Source organism: Rhizorhapis sp. SPR117 (assembly GCF_021742065.1).
The window spans coordinates 56,412-78,358 of the sequence record NZ_JAKKIE010000010.1 but is presented as its reverse complement, the minus strand read 5'-3'; the positions used below and the strand labels follow the sequence as shown (position 1 = coordinate 78,358).

Here is a 21,947-nt window from a genome sequence, read left to right as displayed (position 1 = left end):
GGGAGTGGTTCAAACATGGGTCAAATCTCAGTGAAAATTTATGCCGCTACCGGGTCACTTCTCAGCGACAATCAACAGCGCAAGGCTCGTATAGGGTTCACAATCACCAGATGCGAAGTTTTCTTCTCCTGGTGGCTGCGGCTGCACTACTATTGTCCGATGCCGCTTCGGCCGCCCCGGGTCTGATCGGTCGTTACCGGCTGGCAGAGGGTCCGGATGTCGCTGGCGAACTGGTGCTAACCCCCGATGGCCGGTTCCGGTATGCACTCGCTGCCGGTGCGCTTGACGAAAGAGCGCAGGGGCGCTGGCAAATGGTGGAAGGAAAGACCTGCCTCTTTACTGAGCCGAAGCCCGTGGCTTCTGTATTTTCCAAGGCGCCTCCCATTGCCGCGGATGGAGCGGCACCAACGCTGTTGGTGACCTGGCCCGATGGCCGGGGGATCGCAGGAGTCGATTTCCGATTGGGCTTTGATACCGGCGAACCGTTGGAAGGCTATACCCAGGAATATGGCTGGTCGATGCCGGAAAGCGATTCAAGACTGCCGCGCTGGGCCGAACTGAGCGTACCGATGTGTCAACTGACCTCTGGCAGAATAGCCCTGGACGACCACGATCATGGCGTGTTGCACGTCATTCTGACACCGAACGACCTTGGCGTCGTGAATTTCGAAGCGGCCTGTCTGGAAGTGAAAGCCGACATGGTGATCCTTCATCGCAAGGAAGGCGGCATGCGGTTCCTGCTGTTCGATGATTAGCGTACTGCGAAATATGAGACTTGTTTATCGCGCAATAATCGGCATTTTAGCGCCCATTTACTTGTTCTGCTCAATTCCGCTCTTCGCTGCCGATTGCCAGTTGGAACACATCAACAAGGTGGGTGTCGGTGTCTGGCCAGTGCGAGGAACAGAAGCGCTTCGCAACGAGCTCGGAAGATTAAACGCGGGCTGGTTCTATAATTGGCAGCCGAAAACAAACGTTGAGAACTCGAAATTCGTACCGATGATCTGGTCGGGGCGAGACCTCCCCTATGTGCTATCGACACAATCACGCGAATTGCTGACCTTCAATGAGCCGGATCGGGACAATCAGGCAAACATGGACGTGGATTTGGCATTGGCCTATTGGCCCACGTTAATGCTGACAGGCAAACGGCTTGGTTCTCCAGCAACGAGCACGGGAAATGAAATCGGCGAAGAAAGCTGGTTGGGCCGTTTCATGTCTGCCGCAAGAAAGCGCAATTACCGGGTCGATTTTATTTCGGTGCATTATTACTCAAGCGACAAGGACGTTGAGGCCTTCAAGCTCCATCTGGAGAGGATTCATCAAGCCTATGACCGGCCTGTCTGGGTTACCGAATGGGCCTTGGCCGACTGGTCAAACCCGAGCCGCTTTTCGCCCGAGGAACAAGCAAGCTTCTTCAGAAGCGCTTCCCGGATGTTGGACGATTTGCCCTTTGTTGAAAGGCATGCCTGGTTCGGACTGTATGAAGGATTGGATGGCTGGCGACTGGGGTCCGGCCTCGTCGTGGAAGGCCGTCTTTCTCCTGTAGGTGCGGCGTTTGTTGACCTGATGACTTGCAGGGTCGTTCCATCTTCGGACCGTTCTCCGTCGACGCCCCCGTCCGAAAGCTTGCCCGATCCCATATGAAGCTTCTGTTTTCTCCTACGGGAGTTGGGCGGTTGAGTAGTGCCTGAACCCGTTCATACACCGAACCTCTGAATTGCATTGTAAGAGAGGCCGATACGTCGCTAAGATTGTTCATGCGCCTCACGAACTGCCACAACATCGAAGACTTTCGCCGCCTGGCCAAGCAACGTCTGCCGTGGCCGGTGTTCGACTATATCGACGGTGCCGCCGACGACGAGATCACCAAGCGGCGTAATACTGATGCCTACGCAGATTGCGACCTGGTGCCCGATGTTTTGGCCGGCGTTGCGGATATTGACACCTCCGTCACCATCATGGGTCGCAAGAGCGCTCTGCCTCTGATCCTCTCACCTACCGCGCTTCAGCGAGTCTTTCACTGGCAAGGCGAACGCGCGGTGGCTAAGGCGGCGGAAAAGTTTGGGCTGTGGTTCGGCATTTCCAGCCTCGCAACGGTGAGCATCGAGGAGGTCGGGGCAATGGTCTCCACGCCCAAGATGTTCCAATTCTATTACCACAAGGACCGCGGATTGAACCGATCGATGATCGCGCGTTGCAAGGCAGCGAAGTTCGATGCGTTGGCGCTCACCGTCGATACGATCGTTTCCGGCAAGCGGGAGCGCTGTGCACGCAGCGGCTTCACGTCACCGCCGCGCTTTACGCCCTCTTCGGCGCTTTCCTATGCGATCAAGCCGCGCTGGGCTTTGGACTATCTTTTCCGTGAGAAATTCGCCCTGCCCAACCTCGATACCCATGTGACTGAGGGGACAGGCAATGCGGTTTCGATCGCCAGCTATTTCAACTCGATGCTCGATGTCGGGATGGACTGGAAGATGGCCGAACAACTGCGCGAGGACTGGGGCGGCGCCTTTTGCCTGAAGGGCATTATGAGCGCCGCCGACGCCCGCCGCGCCGTCGAGATCGGCGCGGACGCCATCATGATCTCAAATCATGGCGGGCGCCAGCTGGATGGCAGCCGCGCACCCTTCGATCAGCTCCCCGAGATCGTCGAGGCGGTAGGCGGCGAGATCGAGATCATTTGCGACGGCGGCATCCGGCGCGGAACGCATATACTGAAGGCATTGTCAGCGGGGGCAAGCTGCGTCTCGGGCGGACGGCTCTACCTCTATGCGCTGGCCGCGGCTGGTCAGCCGGGCGTCGAACGCGCAATCGGGTTGCTCAAGGACGAGATAGAGCGTGGCATGCGTCTTCTTGGCGTTACAAGTACCGATCAGCTGAACAGCAACCGATTGCGCTGGCGCAACCGCCTTTGAGATGATGGCCGAAGAGTGCTTTTGCTCCACACCAGCAAGGGCAGTCTGCGCCGCTTCTTTAAATGCTCAGAGACTTAAATCGCGTTGCTGAAGCTGTGCGTATGTGGTTGACGATAGCGGTCGAAAAGCGCGGCGATGCTTCTCGCATAAGGAAGACCGTTATTCGCGAGCCGCAACACATTGGCATTCAGTGTCACCAGTCCATGCCGCTCAAACCGCGCCAGTGCCTGATGCGTTCCATGATCCAGCATATCCGTTGCGATACAGGCTTCACCCCGACATAGAATGTCCTCGATGATCCTGCCCCGCCGATTGTCGTCATCGCTTCGGACTACACCGCGTGCTGCTGGCAGTTGCCGGGCGGAAAGGCGCATACGATAGCGCCCGGCATTTTTTTCGTTCTGGATGATACAGCCCGCAAAGCTGTTGATGGCAGTGGCACCGACCCCGATCAGTACAGGGGAAGCATCGGTGGTAAAGCCCTGAAAATTGCGACGAAGTACGCCCTGCCGCTTGGCATGGGACAGCGAATCTCCGGGAAGGGCAAAATGGTCAAAGCCAATTGCCTGATATCCGGCATCCGTCAGGCGGTCGTAACCACAGGCTGCTGCTGCAAAGCGTTCCGCCTGACCGGGAAGCTGATTGGCATCGATGCGACGCTGACGCGGCATCATATGCGGTACATGGGCATAGCCGAACAGGGCGATGCGATCCGGCTGAAGCTTGATGGTGCAATCCAGCGTATTTTCAAGGTCGGCGGCAGTCTGGGTCGGAAGGCCGTACATCAGATCGAAATTGATCGATCCGATGTCTGCTTTGCGAAGTTTTTCGACAGCCTTTTCGATCAGTGCCGCAGGTTGTACACGGCCAATTGCCTGCTGCACATGCGGCGCAAAGGTTTGAACACCCATACTGACACGCCCGACACCCGCTGCGCTCAATATGGAAAACCATTGGTCGTTGAGGATACGGGGGTCCAGTTCCACCGATATTTCAGGACTTTCGGTATTAAAGCAGAGAATGATCTGCTGTAGCAGGCGGAGAAATTCGACTGGCGCGATGGCATTGGGACTGCCTCCGCCAAAAGCGATATAGCGTACAGTTCCGCGGCCCGCCAACCTTGCCGCGACAAGCGCAATTTCTTGCTCCAGCGCCTCCAGATATGTGGAAAGGCGTTTCTGCCTGTTGGCGGCGCCGGTATTGCAGCCGCAATACCAGCAAATCTCCCGACAATATGGGATGTGGACATAGAGCGAAAGCGCAGTGCCTTTTTCGACACTTGCAAGTTCCCGTTCAATGTCGGTCGCGTCTACGTCATCGCTGAATTCAGCGGCAGTAGGATAGCTGGTATAGCGCGGTACAGGCGTTTCCAGAAGTTCGGGATAATAGGTCCACATCCGGCAAACATGACTTGGGCAGGATCTTATTCCATTGATACAAATCAAGAAAATCCTTGCCAATGATCAATGTATTCATCGCTGCAATAGCTCAAATCGATGGCACATGGTCAAAGGGTGGAGACATAACATGAAGGTTTTAATGCTCGCGGTCGCTGTCTCGGCCACGGTTGCTTCGATGCCGGCACAAGCCAGGCAGGGGGACGTCCTGCTCCGCATGCGTGCCATCATGGTGGCCCCCAACGAGAAAAGCGGCAGCGTTCTGCCTGGCTTCCCAGGCGAGAAGGTAAAGGTCGACAACAGCGTAATGCCGGAAATCGATATTACCTATATGGTGACCGACCATATCGGTTTTGAACTGATCGCGGCGACGACAAAGCATACAGCAAGCGGTATCACCGGCACGACTGGCAGCATCGGAAAACTTGCTTCCACCTGGGTACTGCCGCCGACACTCACGGTACAATATCACCCCATCGTGGAAGGTTCTGTGCGTCCCTATGTCGGGGCGGGCGTCAACTATACGCTATTCTATTCCGAAAAGGCTTCGGACGCATTGGAAGGCGCAGTGGGCTCCACGAACGTGCACATGTCCGACAGCTTTGGCTGGGCACTGCAGGCAGGGCTCGATATCGACATCAATGATCGCATGTTCGTAAATTTAGATGTGAAATATATCGATATGGACACAACGGCGCGCCTCAGCACGACCTCCGCTGGTGTACAGCGAGTGCGCGTGCATCTGGACCCGATCGTCGCGGGGGCAGGCATCGGTATGCGCTTTTAGTTTTGCAGACAGAATTCAAGAGCTCCTCACCTGAAGGCGGGCGCAGATGCGGTCGCCTTTTCTTTTGAGCGAGCGATTGGATTGTCGGGACAGATTTTCTCTCCGACCGACAGATATGACGATTATTCCGCTTGGGCAATTGCCTCCAGCCGCTTGCGGTCATGGATTTCCACTGTCCGCCGGTCGGGTAGCGCCAGGACACCGTCGCGTTTAAGCGCCGAGAGCTGTCGGCTGACTGTCTCGATGGTAAGACCAAGCACGTTGGCAATCTGTTGTCTATCGAGCGGCAGAGCGAACCGCTCGAGTGGCGCGCATTCTCCTTCAGGTTTGACATGGGCAAGCCTGCGAGAAATATCGACCAGGAAAGTCGCAACCCGCTGTTCCGCGCTCATACGGCCAAGTAACACCATCCATTTGCGGGCGCGGTCCAGTTCATCAAGCGTTCGCTGCAGGAGGTGGTGTTCCATCTCTGGATGCTTCCGGACGAAGCCATCGAAAACCGATCGAGAAAATACGCAGACCCTGGAATCCGTCAGCGCCGTCACATTATGTGGACTTTCGCTACCGAAAGGCCGACCGATAAAGTCGGATGGATACACGACACCGACAATTTGCTCCTGCCCATCGCCAGAGCAGGTGGAAAGCATCAGCGCCCCTTCCACCACATTAGCGACAAGCATGGATTCCTGGCCCTCCCACATGAGCGTTCGGCCCTTCGGCAATGTCATCTGGCGGCCCAGGCGGATAAACTGCTCACGCTCAAGGCCAAGCGTGGCGCAAAGCGCATAGTCGCGGACTTCACATACATCGCAAGGTGTCATTACATTCAATCTAAGCCAGCCGAGTCATTTCTACTGAATGACAAAAGCGGAATGATAGCCCCATCCGTAATATCCCTTACGCTGCCTCGAAGGATTGGCACCTCACAATGCCGATTGATCGGTGCGAACCTGCATAATTTCGGCAAGAACCGAAACCGCAACCTCCCAAGGCGCCTTTCCGCAGCGGGCGGCGCCGATCGGCGCGTGAAGCGCTGACATTTTTGTCGGCTCCAGACCCGCTCGCAGCAAGCGCTGTCGCCGCGCCTCGGTTCTGCTCACCGATCCCAGCACCCCGACGTAGCTGGTCTCTGCGTTCAGCGCCGTAATCACCGCCGCATCGTCAAGTTCTTCATCATGCGTTGCAGTGACGACAGCGGTCCACCGGTCCGGGATCAATGCTTCGATAGCCGCCGCCGGGGGTTCACGCCGATACACTACATTGGGAATCGGCGGCGGATCGGAAGGTCCTCCGGGATGCACAATGATAGTTTCGAAACCGGCGCTCACAGACAAGCTTGCCATTGCCAGTCCAAATGGATCGCCGCCGACGATAATCACACGATAGGGAGGATCATGGCGCAAGGCATATTCCTCGCCCTGATGTGTCACCGCAGGCACCAAAGGCCCAGCTGCTTCGACCCGGTGGCCGGAATTGCCGCTTATCCATCGCGCCGGTTGCCGCCGTCGCGACAGGTCCAGGAGCGCCGCGACGGCATCGTCGTCGGGGTCTATCCGCTCCAACGCAATTTCGAGTGTGCCTCCACAAAGCAGCCGGATATCGATCCACGGACCGCCCTGCCCGTAGACCAGCCACTTGGGTGTCCCATTCTGGAGCACGGTTTGTGCATGATTGGCGACGTCAGCCTCCACGCAACCGCCTGAAAAATAGCCAACCGCCTTCGCTCCATCGAACAGCATCTGCGATCCCGGGGGCCGAGGCGAAGGTCCATCGATACGAACGAGCGTCGCAAGCACAACATTCCGGCCCGCTTCACGCGCATCGCGCAGCGACGGCCGCATGTCGGTCGTCCAGCCAAAAGTGGGCCAGTCAGCATCTTTCAGTTGCATTGTTTCAGCCTTGCACTGCACCGTCGTTGATCTGATCGATATGCGGACAATCGAAGGAACAGGCAAGGTTCAGCCGCATGTTCGCATCAACCGGTATCGCGGTTGACCGCAGAAAGAGCCCGGATATATATAGACTTGATTCCCCAAAGCGGCGTTGACTGCCGCCGCCCGGAGCGCATGAACGTGCCATTAGAGCGAATTGCAGAAAATGGGAATCACCCCCGTTCGTGTCGAGCCCTTCGACTGCCTGCCAAGGCAGGCGCTCAGGATGAACTTCAGCCTTTGGCTGAAGTCGAGACACGTCGTGCAATGTCCCTCGACTACGCTCGGGACGAACGGAAGTGGAGCAACCTGAACTCATCACCCTCTAAAAGCAGGTACAGATGATTGACATCAATCCAACATTTCGATATTTTGATATTTATCGAATCATTGGAGTGCCAGATGCAAGCCGACCGTGTCATCCGAGCCCTTTCCGCCCTTGCTCAGGAGCATCGCCTCGCTGCGTTCCGGCTGCTGGTACAGGCGGGTGAGGATGGCGTTGCCGCTGGAGTGCTGGCCGAAAGGCTCGATGTACCACCTTCCTCGATGAGCTTTCACCTTGCCCAGCTCACCAATGCCGGGCTGGTAACGCAGCGGCGCGAGAGCCGTTCGATCATTTATTTCGCTGACTACGCCGCGATGAACGGCCTGATGGGCTACCTGACCGAAAACTGCTGCGGCGGCGTCCCCTGTGCCGACGATTTCGCCTGCCTTCCCGATTCCCGGAGAAAGAGCGCCTGATGAAACACTTTCATGTGCGTGCGGCGTGACCAACTTCGATCGCCTTACCTCCGCCAATGGCGTATCCGCTGCCTGCTGCGTACCGCAAATGGCACAAGCCAGAACCTCCTGCTGTTGAGACTTCAATGTCGAACAAACCGCTGAACGTGCTGTTCCTGTGTACAGGCAATTCCGCCCGCTCGATCCTGGGCGAGGCGATCCTCAACCATGACGGCCAAGGCCGCTTCAGGGCATATAGCGCCGGGAGCAATCCGACAGGCACGGTCAATCCCTGGGCGATCCATACGCTGGAGACGCTTGGCTATCCGGCCGAGGGCTATCGTTCGAAAAGCTGGAACGAGTTTGCCGATGGGCCGGAGTTCGACCTGATCTTCACCGTCTGCGACAGCGCGGCGGCGGAGAGTTGCCCGGTCTGGCCGGGCCGCCCGACAAGCGCCCATTGGGGCATTCCTGATCCGGCAGCGGTCAAAGGAAGCGATGCCGTAAAGGCCGCGGCATTTCTCGATGCTTTCCGAATGCTCAAACGGCGGATCGACCTGCTGCTGGCGCTTCCCATCGCCAGTCTCGAAGACCTGGCGCTGCGCGAAAAGCTGCAGGTAATCGGCCGCGAGGCGGACACGCAATGACCACGACGACTGCTGACGTCGATGCCCGCGTGGCGGGGCTTGGCCTGTTCGAAAAATGGCTTTCCGTCTGGGTCGGCGCGGCGATCCTGGCGGGGATCGCGCTGGGCAACCTCACGCCGGAGGGCTTCGCCTCGCTCGCTTCGATCGAATATGCTTCGGTCAATCTGATCGTCGCGGTGCTGATCTGGGCGATGATCTTCCCGATGATGGTCGCAATCGATTTCGGTGCCGTGCGCCGCGTGGGCGACCGGCCCAAGGGGCTCATCATCACGCTGGTGGTTAACTGGCTCATCAAGCCATTCACCATGGCAGCGCTGGGCGTGCTGTTCTTCGAAATCGTATTTGCGGACCTGATCGCGCCCGCCGATGCACAGCAATATATTGCGGGTCTCATCCTCCTGGGCGCGGCCCCCTGCACGGCCATGGTGTTCGTCTGGTCACAGCTGACGAAGGGCGATCCGGCCTATACGCTGGTGCAGGTGGCCGCGAACGACCTTATCATGATCGTCGCCTTCGCGCCGATTGTTGCCCTGCTGCTTGGCGTTACCGATATCACGGTCCCGTGGGAGACCCTGCTGCTTTCGGTCGCGCTTTATGTCGTGGTGCCGCTCGCCGCCGGGGCTATCATGCGCCACCGCCTGCTCGCCAGCCATGATGGCGGCGAGCAGGCGGTGACGCACTTCACCGGACGAATGAAGCCACTTTCGATTATCGGCCTGCTGTTGACTGTGCTGCTGCTGTTCGGTTTCCAGGCAGAGACCATCGTCACTCGCCCGTTGCTGATCGCTTTGATAGCCGCGCCGATCATCCTCCAGAGCTACGGTATCTTCTTCATCGCCTACGGCTGGGCCAAGGCGTGGAAGGTGCCGCATGCAGTGGCCGCGCCATGCGCGCTGATCGGCACGTCAAACTTCTTCGAGCTGGCGGTTGCGGTCGCCATCGGATTGTTCGGCCTCGGCAGCGGAGCGGCGCTCGCAACGGTCGTCGGTGTTCTGGTGGAAGTGCCAGTGATGCTGTCGCTGGTTGCGATTGCCAACCGGACGCGAGGCAGCTTTTCGGCTCGCTAGACGGGGGCATGTCCAGACGGGCCGACTTTCAGCGGGCAGTTATCTGTAAGCCACAATCTGTCCAGTGACTTCAGACGTCACTGGCAAGCGCATCCTGTATAGCCGTCTCGGCTTCCTTGTGTAGCGCCCAGAAATTCGGGACGCCATCACCCCGGATCCGGCGTTCAAGTGCGGCAAGGTGCGAATGCCAGCCAGAGCCAAAGTTTTGTGCATCCTCGCGTCCGCGCAGACCCGAATGCGTAAGCACCAGGCGCGTTTTGCCGTTTTCGTCACTTAGCTCAAATGTGATCTCTCCGGCTTTCCCTTCGTCCCAGGTGAAGGAGTGCAAATGCGGCGCCTTGATACGCACAATGCGCTCTTCCCAACTCGCGCCGACATGCGAACGGAAGCGTTCGGGAACAGGGACGTCATCATCAGAGAGCCGGTCATGGTTCATGGTAAGACCGATTTTACCTCCCTCCCTGGGGTCGGTCGGACCGCCCATAAACCACCGGGCGCGCAAATCCGGTTCAATCAGAAAGCGCCAGACCTTCTCGACAGGCGCATCGAGTACGCGCTCGAAGCGAAGGCTCTCGGGTGTGATCTTGTCCAATTTCGTCATGTTTCATCTTCCTTGAGTGCAATTTCCAACGCATCGAGGCGGGAATCCCAGAAACGCTCCCACTGGCCCAGCCAGTCATTCGCCTCCTTCAGCCGGTCGGCCTTCAGGCGGCACATCTGCTGTCGGCCAACCTTTCGCCGCTCGATAAGACCTGCCCGCTCCAGCACGCCCACATGCTTGGCAGCACCCGCCAGGCTCATCGGGTAAGGCGCGGCGAGTTCGCTGATCGGTTTTTCGCCGTACACCAGTGCCGCCAACATTCCACGTCGGGTCGGGTCAGCCAGCGCAGTAAAGGTGGCATCGAGTCGATAGTCAACCATATGGTTTAATGTATCTATCACATCATAATTGTCAACCGTTAGGTTGAGTGTTATGTGCTTGCCGCAGTCGTCGTCACGGATTTGCGCGTACCAGCCAGGAAAGCAGAAACAACGTACCTGCGATTTCGAGACGTGCCTTGAACGTCAATATCTTCGATGTCGGACAGGTCGAGAAATTACGTGCTGCGAACAGCGGGTGGAGCGCTGAGCAGCATCTTCAGGTCCGGCTTGGTAACTTTGCCCATGGCATTGCGGGGCAATGTGTCAACGAAGCGGATGAGCCGCGGGACTTTGTACGAGGATAATTGCTCTGCGGACCATGCCATTATCTCCCCGGCTTCCGCTTTCCGGCCCTGCCGTGGCACGATGAAGGCTGCCACCATTTCGCCCCAGGTCTCATCCTCGACCCCGATCACGGCGATCTCCGCGACAGCGGGATGCGCAAGCAGCACAGCCTCGATTTCCAGCGCCGATATTTTATAGCCGCCCGACTTGATGATATCGATCGAGGTTCGGCCCATGATCCGATAAGAATCCTGTTCGACCACAGCCATGTCGCCAGTGCAGAACCAGCCGTCGCGAAAGCTGTCCCGCGTGGATTGTTCATTATCCCAATATTCGAGGAAGACATTGGGACCCTTGACGCGGATTTCACCCGGCTGCCCCTCCTCGACGATGGGCCGCTCGTCCTCGCCATAGAGACGCACCTCGACCCCGGGCAGTGGCTGACCGACATGCCCTGCGCGCCTCTCGCCATGATAGGGATTGGACAGAGCCATGCCGATCTCCGTCATGCCATAACGCTCGAGAAGCACCTGACCGGTGCGTGCCTGCCATTGTTCGAATAGCGGCACCGGACATGCCGCAGAGCCGGACACATTGAGGCGCATGGCGGCAAAGCCATCGCAGACAGCCTGCACCGCGCCCTCATCCAGGCTGTCGAGGTGGTCGAGCAGCTTCACATAGATGGTCGGCACCGCCATGAAGACCGAATAGTCGCCCGCTGCGACGTGGGCGGCGATGGCGGATGCGTCGAACCGGGGGAAAAGATGCACGGTCGCGCCCGCCCATAATGCGCAGCTCAGTACATTGATGATGCCGTGGACATGATGCAGCGGCAGGAACAAGGGGATGCTGTCGCTGTGCGACCAGCCCCATGCGTCCAGAAGCACCGTGACCTGCGCCCGGATATTGCCATGGGTCGTCACTACTCCCTTGGGCTTGCTGGTGGTGCCGCTGGTAAAGACCATCATTGCGCGCCGGTTATCGGGGACGTCAGGCAAGGAGGCCGCGTTATCTGCCATGAGTTCACTCGGTTGCAGCAGACGGATAGCCAAATTCACGCACAGTTCGCCCAGCATGGAGTGATGCTCGGCATGGGCGACCAGCCGGGTCACCCGCGCACAACGGAGATAATGCTCCAATTCGGCAATGGTCGAACCGACATTGAGCGGGACAGCTATCCCGCCCGCGCGCCAGACGCCGTGCATCACCGCGACATAATCCGTGCTGGCGGGCAGAAAGAACGCAATGCGCTCTTCCTCCATATCCTTTTTGCCGTCCAGCAATCCGGTCGCGAGGCGATTGGTATGATCGTTGAGCGCGCCATAGGTGACGCGGCCTTCACCATCGATCAGGGCGATCCGGTCGTTGTCCGCCTGCAAGGGCGGGAAGCGGGTTGTTGACATGCTTCTCTCATCTGGAATGAAATGTGAGGGTGGCTTCTCCCAATAGGAGCGGCCGGCATGCGCGGCAATCTGGGAAGTCGGCCTAGCCAAACAGCATAACCATTCCCCAGGAGATGCAGGCCACTCCTGCGGCAATCGACACGTAACGACCGAAAGGAAGCAGCTTCTCCGCTGCCACCATGAGCGTCAGCAACGCGATCCAGGCCAGATTCATGACCCCGCCGACGAATAGAAGTACCATAAGAAGCCAGCAGCAACCGACGCAATAGATGCCATGCAGAAGCCCCATGCGAAGTGCGCCATTCGGCCCTGGACGAAAATGGCTGCTAAGGAACTGGGCGGGATTCCGGCAATGGCGCAGACACACATTTTTAAGCGGGCTTAGTTGATAAATGCCTGCCGAGATCAGAATGGCTGCCGATAGCCAGCGGCTTTGGGATGCCATGAACATCGGCATCAGCAGACCAACCTGTTCCAACAGGAGCTGCAAAATGGTTGCAGCAAGGGAAAATGCACCCCAGGAAAGGAGATAGCCTGCGAGGAAACTTCCAGAGGCGGGTTGCACCATATTCTGTGCGTTCATGGCAGCCCGCGCATAGAGCAGGATCATTGGTGCGGCCGATGGCAACATCATTGCCGCCATCATTACCCACCACATGGAAAAGATCAGAGCGAAGTGTTCCACCGGCCAAGACATAGGCTGGGCCATCATCATGCCGGACGCGTGGACATCATCGCCGGACATGGGCGCAAGGGAGACCAGCGGCTTCATCTCCATACCTGCACCGGCGAGGAGCCAAACCCAGGCCATGAGGGTCAACAGAACCAGCGCTGCGATGGATAGTGTCCGGTGATGGCTCAGCACCGCTTCGACTTTAGGGGACATCAGATCAGGCCCTGACGACACCATGGCTGTCGAGATGCAGATGGGCGAATTGACCATAGCTGCCCCCATGTTCGAGCACCATCGGAGATGTCGACCGGCTGGTGCCCGAGCCGATCTCGGCGACTTCATATTCGAAGCCATCCGGCAACCGGATCTGTGCCCGCACTTCAGATCCATCCACAGGACTTCGGATTGGTTCGCCATCCATCTCGACATGGCCAGGAACACGAAGACGGCCCTTGCGGCCTTCGACATCCACTTCGAATTCTATCGGCACAAATCCCGGCTCGTGCATTTTTTCGATAGTCGAGGCGAACACCGCGAATACGGTTGCCATGGGATCAGTATCACCACCCGTCATTATGGCGAGCAGCGCGTTACGTTGATCGTCACTTGCGCGTTCGTCCACAAAGGCAGCGCATTCTCCCTTGCCCTCATGGATTGGGCCCGGCCAGCGAAACACCGCAGCAATGTTCAATCCCGACAAATCGGTATCGCCGTGGCATCCCTCGTCTATAGCCATTCCAAAGACAGCCTGACAGCCGCCTTTGTCGGGCAAGCCACCGAATTGACAGTTGCAGCCATAGTCACAGTTGCAGTTGGCGAGCTCCCGGCCTTTAAGCTTCCAATATGTCATAACGCAATCTCCGCTCAAGTGACGTCGCGTCGGTTGGAATGATTCTACCACAAAAAATGCCAGGGCGGGAGGTAGAACTCGTGGCACTGAACAGCAGCCCACTGCGTTCTGGCGGAAGGCCGCTGCTTGCGCTAATTACTCCAAAGGACGCGGAACTGCCCGAAGCGGAGGTCTCACCAATGATACCGTCTGATTTACACTTGGAGACTGACCGTTCGTTCCAGCTCAGATTCTGGCGAGTTCAAAGATTCTGCTGGTTTGGCTTCGCGCTCATCCTCCTGATTGCGCTGGCGGGCTTTACGGGCAAGGGTGGTCCATTCGCGCGCACCGTCGCGACCAGTCCGCAGGGGAAGGTAGAGTATCCACGCGTTCTCCGATGGCAGACGGGCGATGAGATAGTCATTACACTGCCACCCGGCACCGCACAAAGCACAAGCATCGATCTGGACGCCGGATTCTTAAAGCTATTGCAGGTCGAGCAAATTCAGCCAACGCCGAAGCAGAGTTACACGACCGGCGGCGGACAACGGCTGGTGTTCGATGTTGGCAGGCCAGGTGGAAGCAAGAACATTTCCTTCATTGTCCGGCCGCTGCATCCAGCAATATCTTCCCGCATTCGGGTCCGGATCAACGATGGCGACCCGCTGGCGCTCACACCTGTAATTCTGCCATAGGAGGAGGGACGAATGGAATCCGTTCTAAGAGGGCTGGCCATTTATGTGATCATGCTGCTCGCCGTCCGAATATCCGGCCGGCGGACCATGGCCGAAATGACCCCATTCGATTTTGTGCTGGTACTGATCGTGGCCGAAACAACGCAGCAGGCGCTGCTCGGCGATGATTTCTCGATCACCAATGCCGTGATCCTGGTTGTGACCCTGTTCATGGCTGATATCGGACTGTCGCAGATCAAGCAGCGATGGGCTTGGCTGGACAAGGCTCTCGATGGGAAGCCCACGCTGCTTATCACTGATGGAAAGCCGGATGAGCAGGCCCTTCGGCTGGCAAGGGTGGGCATGAACGACATCATGTCGGCAGCGAGATCAAAGCACGGCCTCGAAAAGCTGGATCAGATCAAACACGCCATACTCGAGGCAGACGGCACGCTCAGCATCGTTCCGGTCAGCTGACAGGCACCGGCCCCCCAGTGGATGGGTATTTGCCGTATCCTGATATGGTGGAATAGAAGTTCGTCCCATAAAGATCGTCATGCTGAACTTGGTTCAGCATCCATTGCGCCTCCGGGAACGGTGGTACCTGAAACAAGTTGGCAATTGCGCCCTTGAAACATGTAGCCAATCTCCCTCTCCCCTGTGGGATCGTTGCATAATTCCATTTTACCGTCATCCCCGCGAAGGCGGGGATCCATCTCCTGACCTGACCGCTTGATTTTACATCGGGAGATGGGTTCCCGCCTTCGCGGGAACGACGAAAATCAGGGAATGCACGAATTATGCAACAGTCCCTTCAGGGGGCTATGATGGCGAGCCCAGCCTATTTGTCGCAACGGTATGATTCCCAAACAAGTTCAGGGTGACGATCTTTCAATGTTGCGAACTTCGACTCCACCACATTAACCCCTGTTTCCGGAATTGGTGGGATCGCGATCTCCTAAATGATCATTCTCTGCTGGATCAAGCGAGCCAAGGCCGCTTTCTTCGTCGTCATCATTGCGCTCTCCCCTGAACGCACTGCGATCGATCTTACCCGAATGCACCATCTGCTCCATGTGGTCCACCAGGTCCTGTTGATCCAGCGGCGTTACCGACGCGCCGGGCGACCCGCCATGCTCGGTTTCCGCCCCGGTTCGCCGCGTGGGATGCAACGCCTCCTCGGCGATGTCCTGCGCCTGGGGCAGATCCTGCTGAGACTGGTTGATCGTCCCGGACGTGTCCGGATTCTGTGTGTCTTTGGTGGATTTGCTTTCCATGGATTCATCCTTCCTCCATCCTGTTTCAACCAGAACAGAAGTAAGGCCGGTCTGTTCCACGATCATCGGAGAGTTCATCCGAAGCCGGGTATGTCGCCCATGACTAATCCATTTTCTTCATGCTGGCGGCGGTCTCCACCTCATACCGTGCGAGCCGCCGCCCGGTCACCAGCGTCTGGCCTATGAACAGCGTGATCAGGATGATGCCTACTCCACCGACAAAGATGTCGAACCCCGACCAGCGCCCGAACAGGCCCTGCCCATGTCCCAATACCATCATCATGATAGTCAGCGTGATCAGCACCAGCCTTAACTCAGTCGGTCCCGCCGCAAGGTAAGACAGCTTGAATTCCCCCAATACCCGGGCTGTGAGATAGGCATGGATCGAGAGCAGCAAATAACCAGCGAGCGCGATCAAGGCGACCTCCATCGTGACAAATGGACTCAGCCCGATCCCCGCCAGGATCAACAATGTGACCATTCCATCGCAGCTATGGTCAATAAAATAGCCGTAGGAGGGTCTTTCAACATGGCGATACCGTGCCAGACTACCGTCCATCGAGTCGCCAAACCACTGCACGACATATCCAGTAATGGCGAGAAGGAGCCACGCGGGATCCAAATTGCTGGCCACATATCCTGCAAGCGTCATAAACGCACCGATGACCCCAAGAAGCGTCAGCAGATCCGGCGTGACCCATGCTGGCATCCGCCTGCACAGCCATGTGAGAAGCTTCCGTTCCGCGCTAGCCAGAAAGTTCTCCTGTATCCGGGTGAGTGAACGCGGAGTGATATGTAATCGATCTGTCATATATCCCTTATCGACGAATGGCGATGTGTGGGCAACGTTGCATTTGCCAATGAGTGCCCTCCTGTTCATGAATTCTCCTCGCCAGTTGCCGTGGAGCAGCAGGCATTTGTCCGAACGCACGAAAGGTCCGGCAGTTGCAGGTCCGCGATGGGATCGGTCTCGCGCACTCTGGCGTATTCGGGAAGCCAGGACCTTGAGGCTGTCCCTGCTAGCAAGCGAGGCCGTTCCGCTGGTCACGGGACGGTTTTTGTTGCGACTGCACATCAAGCAGGTATATGCGTAACTGCGTGCAGACATGGTAACACTCTAATCGGTAAAGGTTGTCCTTTTGGCCGTTTCATCTGCTACGTTCATTCTCTTCGGCGCGACCGGAGACCTCGCGCACCGCATGATTTTCCCTTCGCTCTATAATCTTATGGGGGACAATCTGTTGCCCGAAGATTTCCTGATCGTTGCATCGGGACGTTCGGAACTGGACGATGCGGCTTTTCGCAAGGACATCGACAGGACGCTGCAGGAATTTCTTGCGGAAGGCCTGTATGACAGCGCGCGTGCGGCAAAATTCGTCGGCATGATCATCTATTGCGCGGCCAATGTCGGCGATGACGATCAGTTCGCGGCACTGGCCAGGCGAGTGGAGGGGCGAGAGGACAAGGGCTTTGCCATTTACCTTTCGACGCCACCGTCCCTGTTCGCACCGACTGCGCAGGCGCTGCAACGGGCCGGGCTGACCGGACCTGACAGCCGCATCGCCATGGAAAAACCCATCGGCCACGATCTGCCTTCCTCCCGCGAAGTCAATGAAGCCATGGCGGCGATTTTCGATGAGGAACGGATATTCCGCGTCGATCATTATCTGGGCAAGGAAACGGTCCAGAACCTGCTGGCCTTGCGCTTTGGCAATATGCTGTTCGAACCGCTGTGGAATTCAGGGGCCATCGACCATGTGCAAATCACCGTGGGCGAAACGGTCGGGCTGGAAGGGCGCGTGTCCTATTATGACGGGGTCGGCGCGCTGAAGGACATGGTGCAGAATCATTTGCTGCAACTTGTGGCGATGGTGGCGATGGAGCCGCCTGCGCGGATCGATTCCACCGCCGTGCGTGACGAAAAAGTGAAAGTTCTCCGTTCGCTGCGGCTGATGGATGAAAAAAGCGTGCTGACGCACAGCGTCAAGGGGCAATATGGCCCCGGCGCGGTCAATGGCCAGATCGTCACGGGCTATGCCGATGAACTGGGCCATGCTTCGGGCACCGAAACCTTTGTCGCGTTGAAAGTCCATATCGACAATTGGCGCTGGAAAGGCGTGCCTTTCTATATTCGTACCGGCAAGCGCCTGCCCAGCCGCCAGTCGGAAATCATGATCCAGTTCAAGGATGTGCCCCACTCGATTTTCGCAACCAAGGGCAAGGGGCTGGAACCGAACAGGCTCGTCATCCGCCTGCAACCGGAAGAAAATATCCGCCTGCTCATCATGGCGAAGCAACCGGGGCTTGACCGGGAGGGCGTGGAATTGCGCGAAGTCGGCCTGAACGTCAGTCTGGATACCGCCTTTGCCAAGACGCGGCGGCGGATCGCCTATGAACGGCTGATCCTCGATCTGCTCGAAGGCGACCCCACATTGTTCGTGCGCGCCGATGAAATAGAGGCCGCCTGGACCTGGGTCGACAGCATCCATCAGGGTTGGGCCGCCTCGCATATGAAGGCCGCGTCCTATGCGTCGGGGAACTGGGGGCCGTCCTCAGCCATTGCTCTTATCGAACGCGATGGAGCAAGCTGGCATGACTGATCTGCATCCGACCCTCGCTGCCATAACCGAACGCATCGTGAAACGCAGTGCGGCAAGGCGCGGGCAATATCTCGATCTCATCAAACGAGGCCGTGACGCGGGGACCAATCGTGGCCAACTGTCGTGCGGCAATCTGGCGCACGGTTTTGCGGCGAGCGGCGATGACAAGCCCGTCATCAAAGCGGGCAGCGCCATGAACATCGGCATCGTCACCGCCTATAACGACATGCTTTCGGCGCATCAGCCCTATGGCCGCTATCCCGAAGCGATCAAGATCGCGGCGCGGGAAGTGGGCGCGACGGCGCAGGTCGCTGGCGGCGTTCCGGCCATGTGTGACGGCGTGACGCAGGGACAGGCAGGCATGGACCTGTCACTATTCAGCCGCGACACTATAGCCATGGGGACGGCGATCGCACTGTCTCATGCGATGTTCGAAGGTGCCTTGCTGCTGGGCATTTGCGACAAGATCGTTCCGGGGCTACTGATCGGCGCACTGCGTTTTGGCCATCTGCCCGCCATATTGGTCCCTGCCGGTCCCATGCCGTCGGGCCTTCCCAACAAGGAAAAAATTCGCATCCGACAGCTTTATGCCGAAGGAAAAGTCGGTGAGGGCGAACTGCTGGAGGCCGAAAGCGCGTCCTATCATGGCGCAGGCACCTGCACCTTTTATGGCACGGCGAATTCCAACCAGATGATGATGGAGGTAATGGGCCTGCACATGCCGGGCGCAGCCTTCATCAATCCCGGCACGAAACTGCGCAGCGAAATCACCCGCGCCGCCGTTCATCGGCTTGCCGCTATAGGCTGGGACGGGGCCGACTACCGGCCATTGGGCCTGTGCATCGATGAAAAGGCGATCGTCAATGCCATTGTCGGTCTGCTCGCCACCGGCGGTTCCACAAATCACGCGATCCATATCCCCGCCATCGCCCGCGCCGCGGGGATCAGCGTCGATTGGACCGATTTTTCGGAACTGTCCGCGACCGTGCCAATGCTGGCACGCATCTATCCCAATGGATCGGGCGATGTGAATCAGTTTCATGCGGCGGGCGGCATGGCATGGGTCATCAGCGAACTGCTGGGTGCCGGTCTGCTCCACCGCAACATCATGACCGTCGCGCGCGCTGACCTGACCGGCTATGGCAGGGAACCGACGCTGGAAAACGAAGCCCTCGTCTGGAACGACGCTCCTGCTGAACCGCGCGACCCGACGGTGTTGCATCCGGTATCCGACCCGTTTCAGCCCGATGGCGGCATGAAGCTGCTGGAAGGCAATCTGGGCCGTTGCATCATGAAAACAAGCGCTGTCGATCCGGCCCGCTGGACCATCCAGGCCCCTGCCCGCGTTTTTTCAATACAGGAAGAGGTGATTGCAGCATTCAAGGCAGGCGAGCTTGACCGGGACGTCGTGGTGGTTGTTCGCTTTCAGGGTCCCCGCGCCAATGGCATGCCCGAACTCCACAAGCTGACCCCCTCGCTCGGCGTCGTTCAGGACAAGGGACACAAGGTCGCGCTGCTGACCGATGGGCGCATGTCGGGGGCGAGTGGCAAAGTGCCTGCCGCCATCCATCTGTCGCCCGAAGCGCTGGGCGGCGGTCCCATCGTAAAACTGCGCGATGGCGACATGGTGCGCGTATGCGCCGAAACCGGGCAAATAAGCGCCTTGGTGGATGCTGCCGAATGGAATGCCCGTGAACCTGTCAAAGCCCCACCCCCGCCTTATGATACCGGGCGCGAACTGTTCGCCCTGTTCCGGCATCATGGCAACACGGCAGAAGAAGGCGCATCGGCCATGCTGGCGGCGATGGATGCCGAGCTATGAAAGAGATCATTGTCGTGGACGTGGGCGGCACCAACGCCCGTTTTGCACGCGCGACCGTAAATGGCAGCGGCGTGCCCATGCTGGGCAAGGTGCGCAAGTACAAGGTTGCCGACTATACCAGCCTGACGGAAACATGGGCGGCATTTGCCCGTGATGATGCTGCCGATGGCGGTAGTGGCGGCGCATTGCCAGCTGCCGCCGTCATCGCCTTTGCGGCTCCCATTGGCCGTGATGTCATTAAGCTTACCAACAGCAACTGGGTCATACGGCCAGCGGCATTGGCGGGTGAATTGGGCCTGCAGCATCTGCGCCTGATCAATGATTTCGAAGCGGTTGCCTATGCGGTATCGAAACTGCCTGCGGATAATCTCCAACTGCTGTTTGGTGAGGACAAGCCCTTTCCCGAAAATGGCGCGGTAACGATTCTTGGTCCAGGCACCGGCCTGGGCGTCGCTATGATCGTCTTTGATCAGGGCACACCGCATGTCGTGGCGACCGAAGGCGGCCATCTCGACTTTGCGCCACTTGACATCGTGGAAACGCGGCTTCTCGATGGATTACGGCGCAAATATCGCAGGGTATCTGTCGAACGCATCGTTTCCGGGCCGGGTCTGAACAATATTTATGAAAGCTTGGCCGTCATCAACCGTGAAAAGGTCGAATTGATGGATGATGCCGATCTGTGGGCGGCGGCGCTTGACGGCACCATAGCGCTCGCCAAAACCGCGCTGGACCGGCTGTGCCTGTCCTATGGATCGGTCGCTGGAGATCTGGCACTGGCGCATGGACCCCATGCCGTGGTGCTGGCGGGAGGATTGACGCAGCGGATGCGCGATCACCTGCTGGGCAGTGGCTTTCATGCGCGCTTCACGGCGAAAGGCCGGTATGAAAGCCTGATGGCATCTATCCCCATCCGCCTTGCCGTTCACAACGAAATTGGCCTGTATGGAGCCGCCGCTGCATATCGGGAGAAAAACGCATGACTCGCACAGTCGACGACATCATGGCGCTGGCTCCGGTGATCCCTGTGCTGGTAATCGATCGTGTCGAGGACGCCGAACCTGTCGCAAGAGCCTTGGTTGCAGGCGGTCTGCCCGCTCTGGAAGTCACGATGCGCACGCCGGTTGCGCTGGACGTCATGCGTGAAATGGCAAAGGTGCCGGGCGCTGTTGTCGGGGCGGGTACTGTGCTGAACCCCCGGCAGCTTGATCAGGCGCTTGAAGCAGGAGCACAATTCATCGTTAGCCCCGGCCTATCCGAACCATTGGGCAAAGCCGCCATCGCGAGCGGTATCGCCTTCCTTCCCGGTATAGCCACGGCAGGCGATATCATGCGCGGTATGGACATGGGGTTGGAGCGTTTCAAATTTTTTCCTGCCGAAACGTCAGGCGGCTTACCCGCGCTCAAGGCGCTGGCCGCACCCTTTCACACCGTTCGCTTTTGCCCAACCGGCGGAATCAGGCCGGAAACGGCGGCTACATGGTTGGCCGAACCGGCGGTCAAATGCGTGGGGGGAAGCTGGATCGTACCAAAGGGCCCGGTCGATCCCGCCAAAATCGAGGAACTGGCGCGCGTGGCCGCGTCACTCGCACGTCCGAAGACTTAACCAATCGCGGTCCAGGCCTCGGCGATTTCGTTGATCATGTTGCGTGCCTCATGCATGTCATCGACCGAACGGCTCTGTAGACCAGCGACAATCAGGCGGCGTGCTTCGCGGTAAATCTGCGCCAGACCAACGGCAAGCTGGCCGCCCCTGTCGAAATCGAGGCTGCTTTCCAGCGCATGAAGAATGGATAGCGCCCGCGCCTGCCTGTCCGTACATTTCGCCCGATCACCCGCTTTTTCGGAAAGGATCGCCGCATCGATGGATAGCAGCAGTTCATCGAACAACACCTTCACCAACTGGTGCGGGTTCGCCCCTTCGATCCGGCTACCGGTGTCTACCGCGGCGTAGCGATGGCGCGCAGACGCGCTATATCCGTTTCCAAAATACATG

24 protein-coding genes are annotated in these 21,947 nt (G+C 58.3%); 13 read left to right on the top strand and 11 right to left on the bottom strand.

The window, feature by feature from the left end; genetic code table 11:
- The first annotated feature begins 110 nt into the window (after nucleotides 1-110).
- The 3 genes from L3X40_RS06220 (at nucleotide 111) to L3X40_RS06210 (ending at nucleotide 2,918) form a co-directional block, all read left to right on the top strand.
- The gene (locus L3X40_RS06220; protein WP_237364895.1) at nucleotides 111-755 is read left to right on the top strand and encodes a hypothetical protein; all 645 of its coding nucleotides are present in this window, start codon (nucleotides 111-113) and stop codon (nucleotides 753-755) included.
- On the top strand, nucleotides 748-1,647 hold the full coding sequence (locus L3X40_RS06215) for a glycosyl hydrolase (protein ID WP_338331131.1): 900 nt from the start codon (nucleotides 748-750) through the stop codon (nucleotides 1,645-1,647). Before L3X40_RS06220 ends, L3X40_RS06215 begins: the two co-directional genes overlap by 8 nt.
- 113 nt (nucleotides 1,648-1,760) lie before the next feature.
- Nucleotides 1,761-2,918 carry an alpha-hydroxy acid oxidase gene (locus L3X40_RS06210; protein ID WP_237364893.1) on the top strand — a complete coding sequence of 386 codons (1,158 nt, stop codon included), beginning with the start codon at nucleotides 1,761-1,763 and terminating at the stop codon, nucleotides 2,916-2,918.
- Nucleotides 2,919-2,992: 74 nt separating this feature from the next.
- On the opposite strand, the gene hemN is transcribed toward L3X40_RS06210, so the two are convergent.
- Entirely contained in the window at nucleotides 2,993-4,315 is a 1,323-nt protein-coding gene (gene hemN, locus L3X40_RS06205) for an oxygen-independent coproporphyrinogen III oxidase (protein ID WP_237364892.1), read from the bottom strand.
- Nucleotides 4,316-4,445: 130 nt separating this feature from the next.
- On the opposite strand from hemN, the gene L3X40_RS06200 reads away from it, so the two are divergent.
- Complete coding sequence (locus L3X40_RS06200; protein WP_237364891.1) at nucleotides 4,446-5,102, top strand: OmpW/AlkL family protein; 657 nt, start codon at nucleotides 4,446-4,448, stop codon at nucleotides 5,100-5,102.
- Between the two features lie 122 nt (nucleotides 5,103-5,224).
- Here L3X40_RS06200 and L3X40_RS06195 read toward each other — a convergent pair whose 3' ends face one another.
- On the bottom strand, nucleotides 5,225-5,923 hold the full coding sequence (locus tag L3X40_RS06195; protein WP_237364890.1) for a Crp/Fnr family transcriptional regulator: 699 nt from the start codon (nucleotides 5,921-5,923) through the stop codon (nucleotides 5,225-5,227).
- A 102-nt stretch (nucleotides 5,924-6,025) separates the two neighbouring features.
- Nucleotides 6,026-6,991: an XdhC family protein gene (locus L3X40_RS06190; protein ID WP_237364889.1), complete on the bottom strand. Its 966-nt coding sequence runs from the start codon at nucleotides 6,989-6,991 to the stop codon at nucleotides 6,026-6,028.
- 444 nt (nucleotides 6,992-7,435) lie between these two features.
- Here L3X40_RS06190 and L3X40_RS06185 point away from each other — a divergent pair, with 444 nt between their 5' ends.
- The 3 genes from L3X40_RS06185 to arsB all read left to right on the top strand — a co-directional run bounded on the left by L3X40_RS06185 (nucleotide 7,436) and on the right by arsB (nucleotide 9,467).
- On the top strand, nucleotides 7,436-7,774 hold the full coding sequence (locus L3X40_RS06185) for an ArsR/SmtB family transcription factor (protein ID WP_237364888.1): 339 nt from the start codon (nucleotides 7,436-7,438) through the stop codon (nucleotides 7,772-7,774).
- A 125-nt stretch (nucleotides 7,775-7,899) separates the two neighbouring features.
- Nucleotides 7,900-8,400, top strand: a complete 501-nt coding sequence (locus L3X40_RS06180) for an arsenate reductase ArsC (protein ID WP_237364887.1) — start codon at nucleotides 7,900-7,902, stop codon at nucleotides 8,398-8,400.
- A complete protein-coding gene (gene arsB, locus L3X40_RS06175) occupies nucleotides 8,397-9,467 on the top strand; it encodes an ACR3 family arsenite efflux transporter (RefSeq protein ID WP_237364886.1) in 1,071 nt (356 codons plus the stop codon). Before L3X40_RS06180 ends, arsB begins: the two co-directional genes overlap by 4 nt.
- 70 nt (nucleotides 9,468-9,537) lie before the next feature.
- Here arsB and L3X40_RS06170 read toward each other — a convergent pair whose 3' ends face one another.
- The 5 genes from L3X40_RS06170 to L3X40_RS06150 all read right to left on the bottom strand — a co-directional run bounded on the left by L3X40_RS06170 (nucleotide 9,538) and on the right by L3X40_RS06150 (nucleotide 13,599).
- On the bottom strand, nucleotides 9,538-10,068 hold the full coding sequence (locus tag L3X40_RS06170) for an SRPBCC family protein (RefSeq protein ID WP_237364885.1): 531 nt from the start codon (nucleotides 10,066-10,068) through the stop codon (nucleotides 9,538-9,540).
- Complete coding sequence (locus tag L3X40_RS06165) at nucleotides 10,065-10,388, bottom strand: ArsR/SmtB family transcription factor (RefSeq protein WP_237364884.1); 324 nt, start codon at nucleotides 10,386-10,388, stop codon at nucleotides 10,065-10,067. Before L3X40_RS06165 ends, L3X40_RS06170 begins: the two co-directional genes overlap by 4 nt.
- Nucleotides 10,389-10,564: 176 nt before the next feature.
- Nucleotides 10,565-12,076 (bottom strand): acyl-CoA synthetase, encoded by a 1,512-nt coding sequence (locus tag L3X40_RS06160; protein ID WP_237364883.1) that lies wholly within the window; start codon nucleotides 12,074-12,076, stop codon nucleotides 10,565-10,567.
- 82 nt (nucleotides 12,077-12,158) lie between these two features.
- Nucleotides 12,159-12,848, bottom strand: coding sequence for a DUF2182 domain-containing protein (locus tag L3X40_RS06155; protein WP_237364882.1), 690 nt, complete (start codon nucleotides 12,846-12,848; stop codon nucleotides 12,159-12,161).
- A gap of 118 nt (nucleotides 12,849-12,966) precedes the next feature.
- On the bottom strand, nucleotides 12,967-13,599 hold the full coding sequence (locus L3X40_RS06150; protein WP_237364881.1) for a DUF1326 domain-containing protein: 633 nt from the start codon (nucleotides 13,597-13,599) through the stop codon (nucleotides 12,967-12,969).
- 80 nt (nucleotides 13,600-13,679) lie between these two features.
- Here L3X40_RS06150 and L3X40_RS06145 point away from each other — a divergent pair, with 80 nt between their 5' ends.
- Nucleotides 13,680-14,273, top strand: a complete 594-nt coding sequence (locus tag L3X40_RS06145) for a hypothetical protein (RefSeq protein ID WP_237364880.1) — start codon at nucleotides 13,680-13,682, stop codon at nucleotides 14,271-14,273.
- A gap of 12 nt (nucleotides 14,274-14,285) precedes the next feature.
- Complete coding sequence (locus L3X40_RS06140) at nucleotides 14,286-14,729, top strand: DUF421 domain-containing protein (RefSeq protein WP_237364879.1); 444 nt, start codon at nucleotides 14,286-14,288, stop codon at nucleotides 14,727-14,729.
- A 443-nt stretch (nucleotides 14,730-15,172) separates the two neighbouring features.
- Here the strand turns inward: L3X40_RS06140 and L3X40_RS06135 are convergent, their stop codons facing one another.
- Nucleotides 15,173-15,589 (bottom strand): hypothetical protein, encoded by a 417-nt coding sequence (locus L3X40_RS06135; RefSeq protein ID WP_237364878.1) that lies wholly within the window; start codon nucleotides 15,587-15,589, stop codon nucleotides 15,173-15,175.
- 43 nt (nucleotides 15,590-15,632) lie between these two features.
- A complete protein-coding gene (locus L3X40_RS06130) occupies nucleotides 15,633-16,340 on the bottom strand; it encodes a CDP-alcohol phosphatidyltransferase family protein (RefSeq protein ID WP_237364899.1) in 708 nt (235 codons plus the stop codon).
- Between the two features lie 328 nt (nucleotides 16,341-16,668).
- Between L3X40_RS06130 and zwf the strand changes: the two genes are divergently transcribed.
- The 4 genes from zwf to eda are packed head-to-tail and all read left to right on the top strand — an operon-like array spanning nucleotide 16,669 to nucleotide 21,557.
- Nucleotides 16,669-18,129 carry a glucose-6-phosphate dehydrogenase gene (zwf, locus tag L3X40_RS06125; RefSeq protein WP_237364877.1) on the top strand — a complete coding sequence of 487 codons (1,461 nt, stop codon included), beginning with the start codon at nucleotides 16,669-16,671 and terminating at the stop codon, nucleotides 18,127-18,129.
- Nucleotides 18,122-19,951 (top strand): phosphogluconate dehydratase, encoded by a 1,830-nt coding sequence (gene edd, locus L3X40_RS06120; RefSeq protein WP_237364876.1) that lies wholly within the window; start codon nucleotides 18,122-18,124, stop codon nucleotides 19,949-19,951. The genes zwf and edd overlap by 8 nt, the downstream gene beginning before the upstream one ends.
- Nucleotides 19,948-20,934 carry a glucokinase gene (gene glk / locus L3X40_RS06115; protein ID WP_237364875.1) on the top strand — a complete coding sequence of 329 codons (987 nt, stop codon included), beginning with the start codon at nucleotides 19,948-19,950 and terminating at the stop codon, nucleotides 20,932-20,934. The genes edd and glk overlap by 4 nt, the downstream gene beginning before the upstream one ends.
- Complete coding sequence (gene eda, locus L3X40_RS06110; protein ID WP_237364874.1) at nucleotides 20,931-21,557, top strand: bifunctional 4-hydroxy-2-oxoglutarate aldolase/2-dehydro-3-deoxy-phosphogluconate aldolase; 627 nt, start codon at nucleotides 20,931-20,933, stop codon at nucleotides 21,555-21,557. Before glk ends, eda begins: the two co-directional genes overlap by 4 nt.
- Here eda and L3X40_RS06105 read toward each other — a convergent pair.
- Nucleotides 21,554-21,946: a flagellar export chaperone FliS gene (locus L3X40_RS06105; RefSeq protein WP_237364873.1), complete on the bottom strand. Its 393-nt coding sequence runs from the start codon at nucleotides 21,944-21,946 to the stop codon at nucleotides 21,554-21,556. The two genes, eda and L3X40_RS06105, sit on opposite strands and share 4 nt — an antisense overlap.
- Between the last annotated feature and the right edge of the window lies 1 nt (nucleotide 21,947).

Excerpts from the sequence above, each read along its gene's own strand:
- L3X40_RS06220 (WP_237364895.1), top strand. The coding sequence starts at position 111 with ATGCGAAGTTTTCTTCTCCTGGTGGCTGCGGCTGCACTACTATTGTCC.
- L3X40_RS06215 (WP_338331131.1), top strand. The coding sequence starts at position 748 with ATGATTAGCGTACTGCGAAATATGAGACTTGTTTATCGCGCAATAATC.
- L3X40_RS06210 (WP_237364893.1), top strand. The coding sequence starts at position 1,761 with ATGCGCCTCACGAACTGCCACAACATCGAAGACTTTCGCCGCCTGGCC.
- hemN (WP_237364892.1), bottom strand. The coding sequence starts at position 4,315 with ATGTGGACCTATTATCCCGAACTTCTGGAAACGCCTGTACCGCGCTAT.
- L3X40_RS06200 (WP_237364891.1), top strand. The coding sequence starts at position 4,446 with ATGAAGGTTTTAATGCTCGCGGTCGCTGTCTCGGCCACGGTTGCTTCG.
- L3X40_RS06195 (WP_237364890.1), bottom strand. The coding sequence starts at position 5,923 with ATGACACCTTGCGATGTATGTGAAGTCCGCGACTATGCGCTTTGCGCC.
- L3X40_RS06190 (WP_237364889.1), bottom strand. The coding sequence starts at position 6,991 with ATGCAACTGAAAGATGCTGACTGGCCCACTTTTGGCTGGACGACCGAC.
- L3X40_RS06185 (WP_237364888.1), top strand. The coding sequence starts at position 7,436 with ATGCAAGCCGACCGTGTCATCCGAGCCCTTTCCGCCCTTGCTCAGGAG.
- L3X40_RS06180 (WP_237364887.1), top strand. The coding sequence starts at position 7,900 with ATGTCGAACAAACCGCTGAACGTGCTGTTCCTGTGTACAGGCAATTCC.
- arsB (WP_237364886.1), top strand. The coding sequence starts at position 8,397 with ATGACCACGACGACTGCTGACGTCGATGCCCGCGTGGCGGGGCTTGGC.
- L3X40_RS06170 (WP_237364885.1), bottom strand. The coding sequence starts at position 10,068 with ATGACGAAATTGGACAAGATCACACCCGAGAGCCTTCGCTTCGAGCGC.
- L3X40_RS06165 (WP_237364884.1), bottom strand. The coding sequence starts at position 10,388 with ATGGTTGACTATCGACTCGATGCCACCTTTACTGCGCTGGCTGACCCG.
- L3X40_RS06160 (WP_237364883.1), bottom strand. The coding sequence starts at position 12,076 with ATGTCAACAACCCGCTTCCCGCCCTTGCAGGCGGACAACGACCGGATC.
- L3X40_RS06155 (WP_237364882.1), bottom strand. The coding sequence starts at position 12,848 with ATGAAGCCGCTGGTCTCCCTTGCGCCCATGTCCGGCGATGATGTCCAC.
- L3X40_RS06150 (WP_237364881.1), bottom strand. The coding sequence starts at position 13,599 with ATGACATATTGGAAGCTTAAAGGCCGGGAGCTCGCCAACTGCAACTGT.
- L3X40_RS06140 (WP_237364879.1), top strand. The coding sequence starts at position 14,286 with ATGGAATCCGTTCTAAGAGGGCTGGCCATTTATGTGATCATGCTGCTC.
- L3X40_RS06130 (WP_237364899.1), bottom strand. The coding sequence starts at position 16,340 with ATGACAGATCGATTACATATCACTCCGCGTTCACTCACCCGGATACAG.
- edd (WP_237364876.1), top strand. The coding sequence starts at position 18,122 with ATGACTGATCTGCATCCGACCCTCGCTGCCATAACCGAACGCATCGTG.
- glk (WP_237364875.1), top strand. The coding sequence starts at position 19,948 with ATGAAAGAGATCATTGTCGTGGACGTGGGCGGCACCAACGCCCGTTTT.
- eda (WP_237364874.1), top strand. The coding sequence starts at position 20,931 with ATGACTCGCACAGTCGACGACATCATGGCGCTGGCTCCGGTGATCCCT.
- L3X40_RS06105 (WP_237364873.1), bottom strand. The coding sequence starts at position 21,946 with ATGTATTTTGGAAACGGATATAGCGCGTCTGCGCGCCATCGCTACGCC.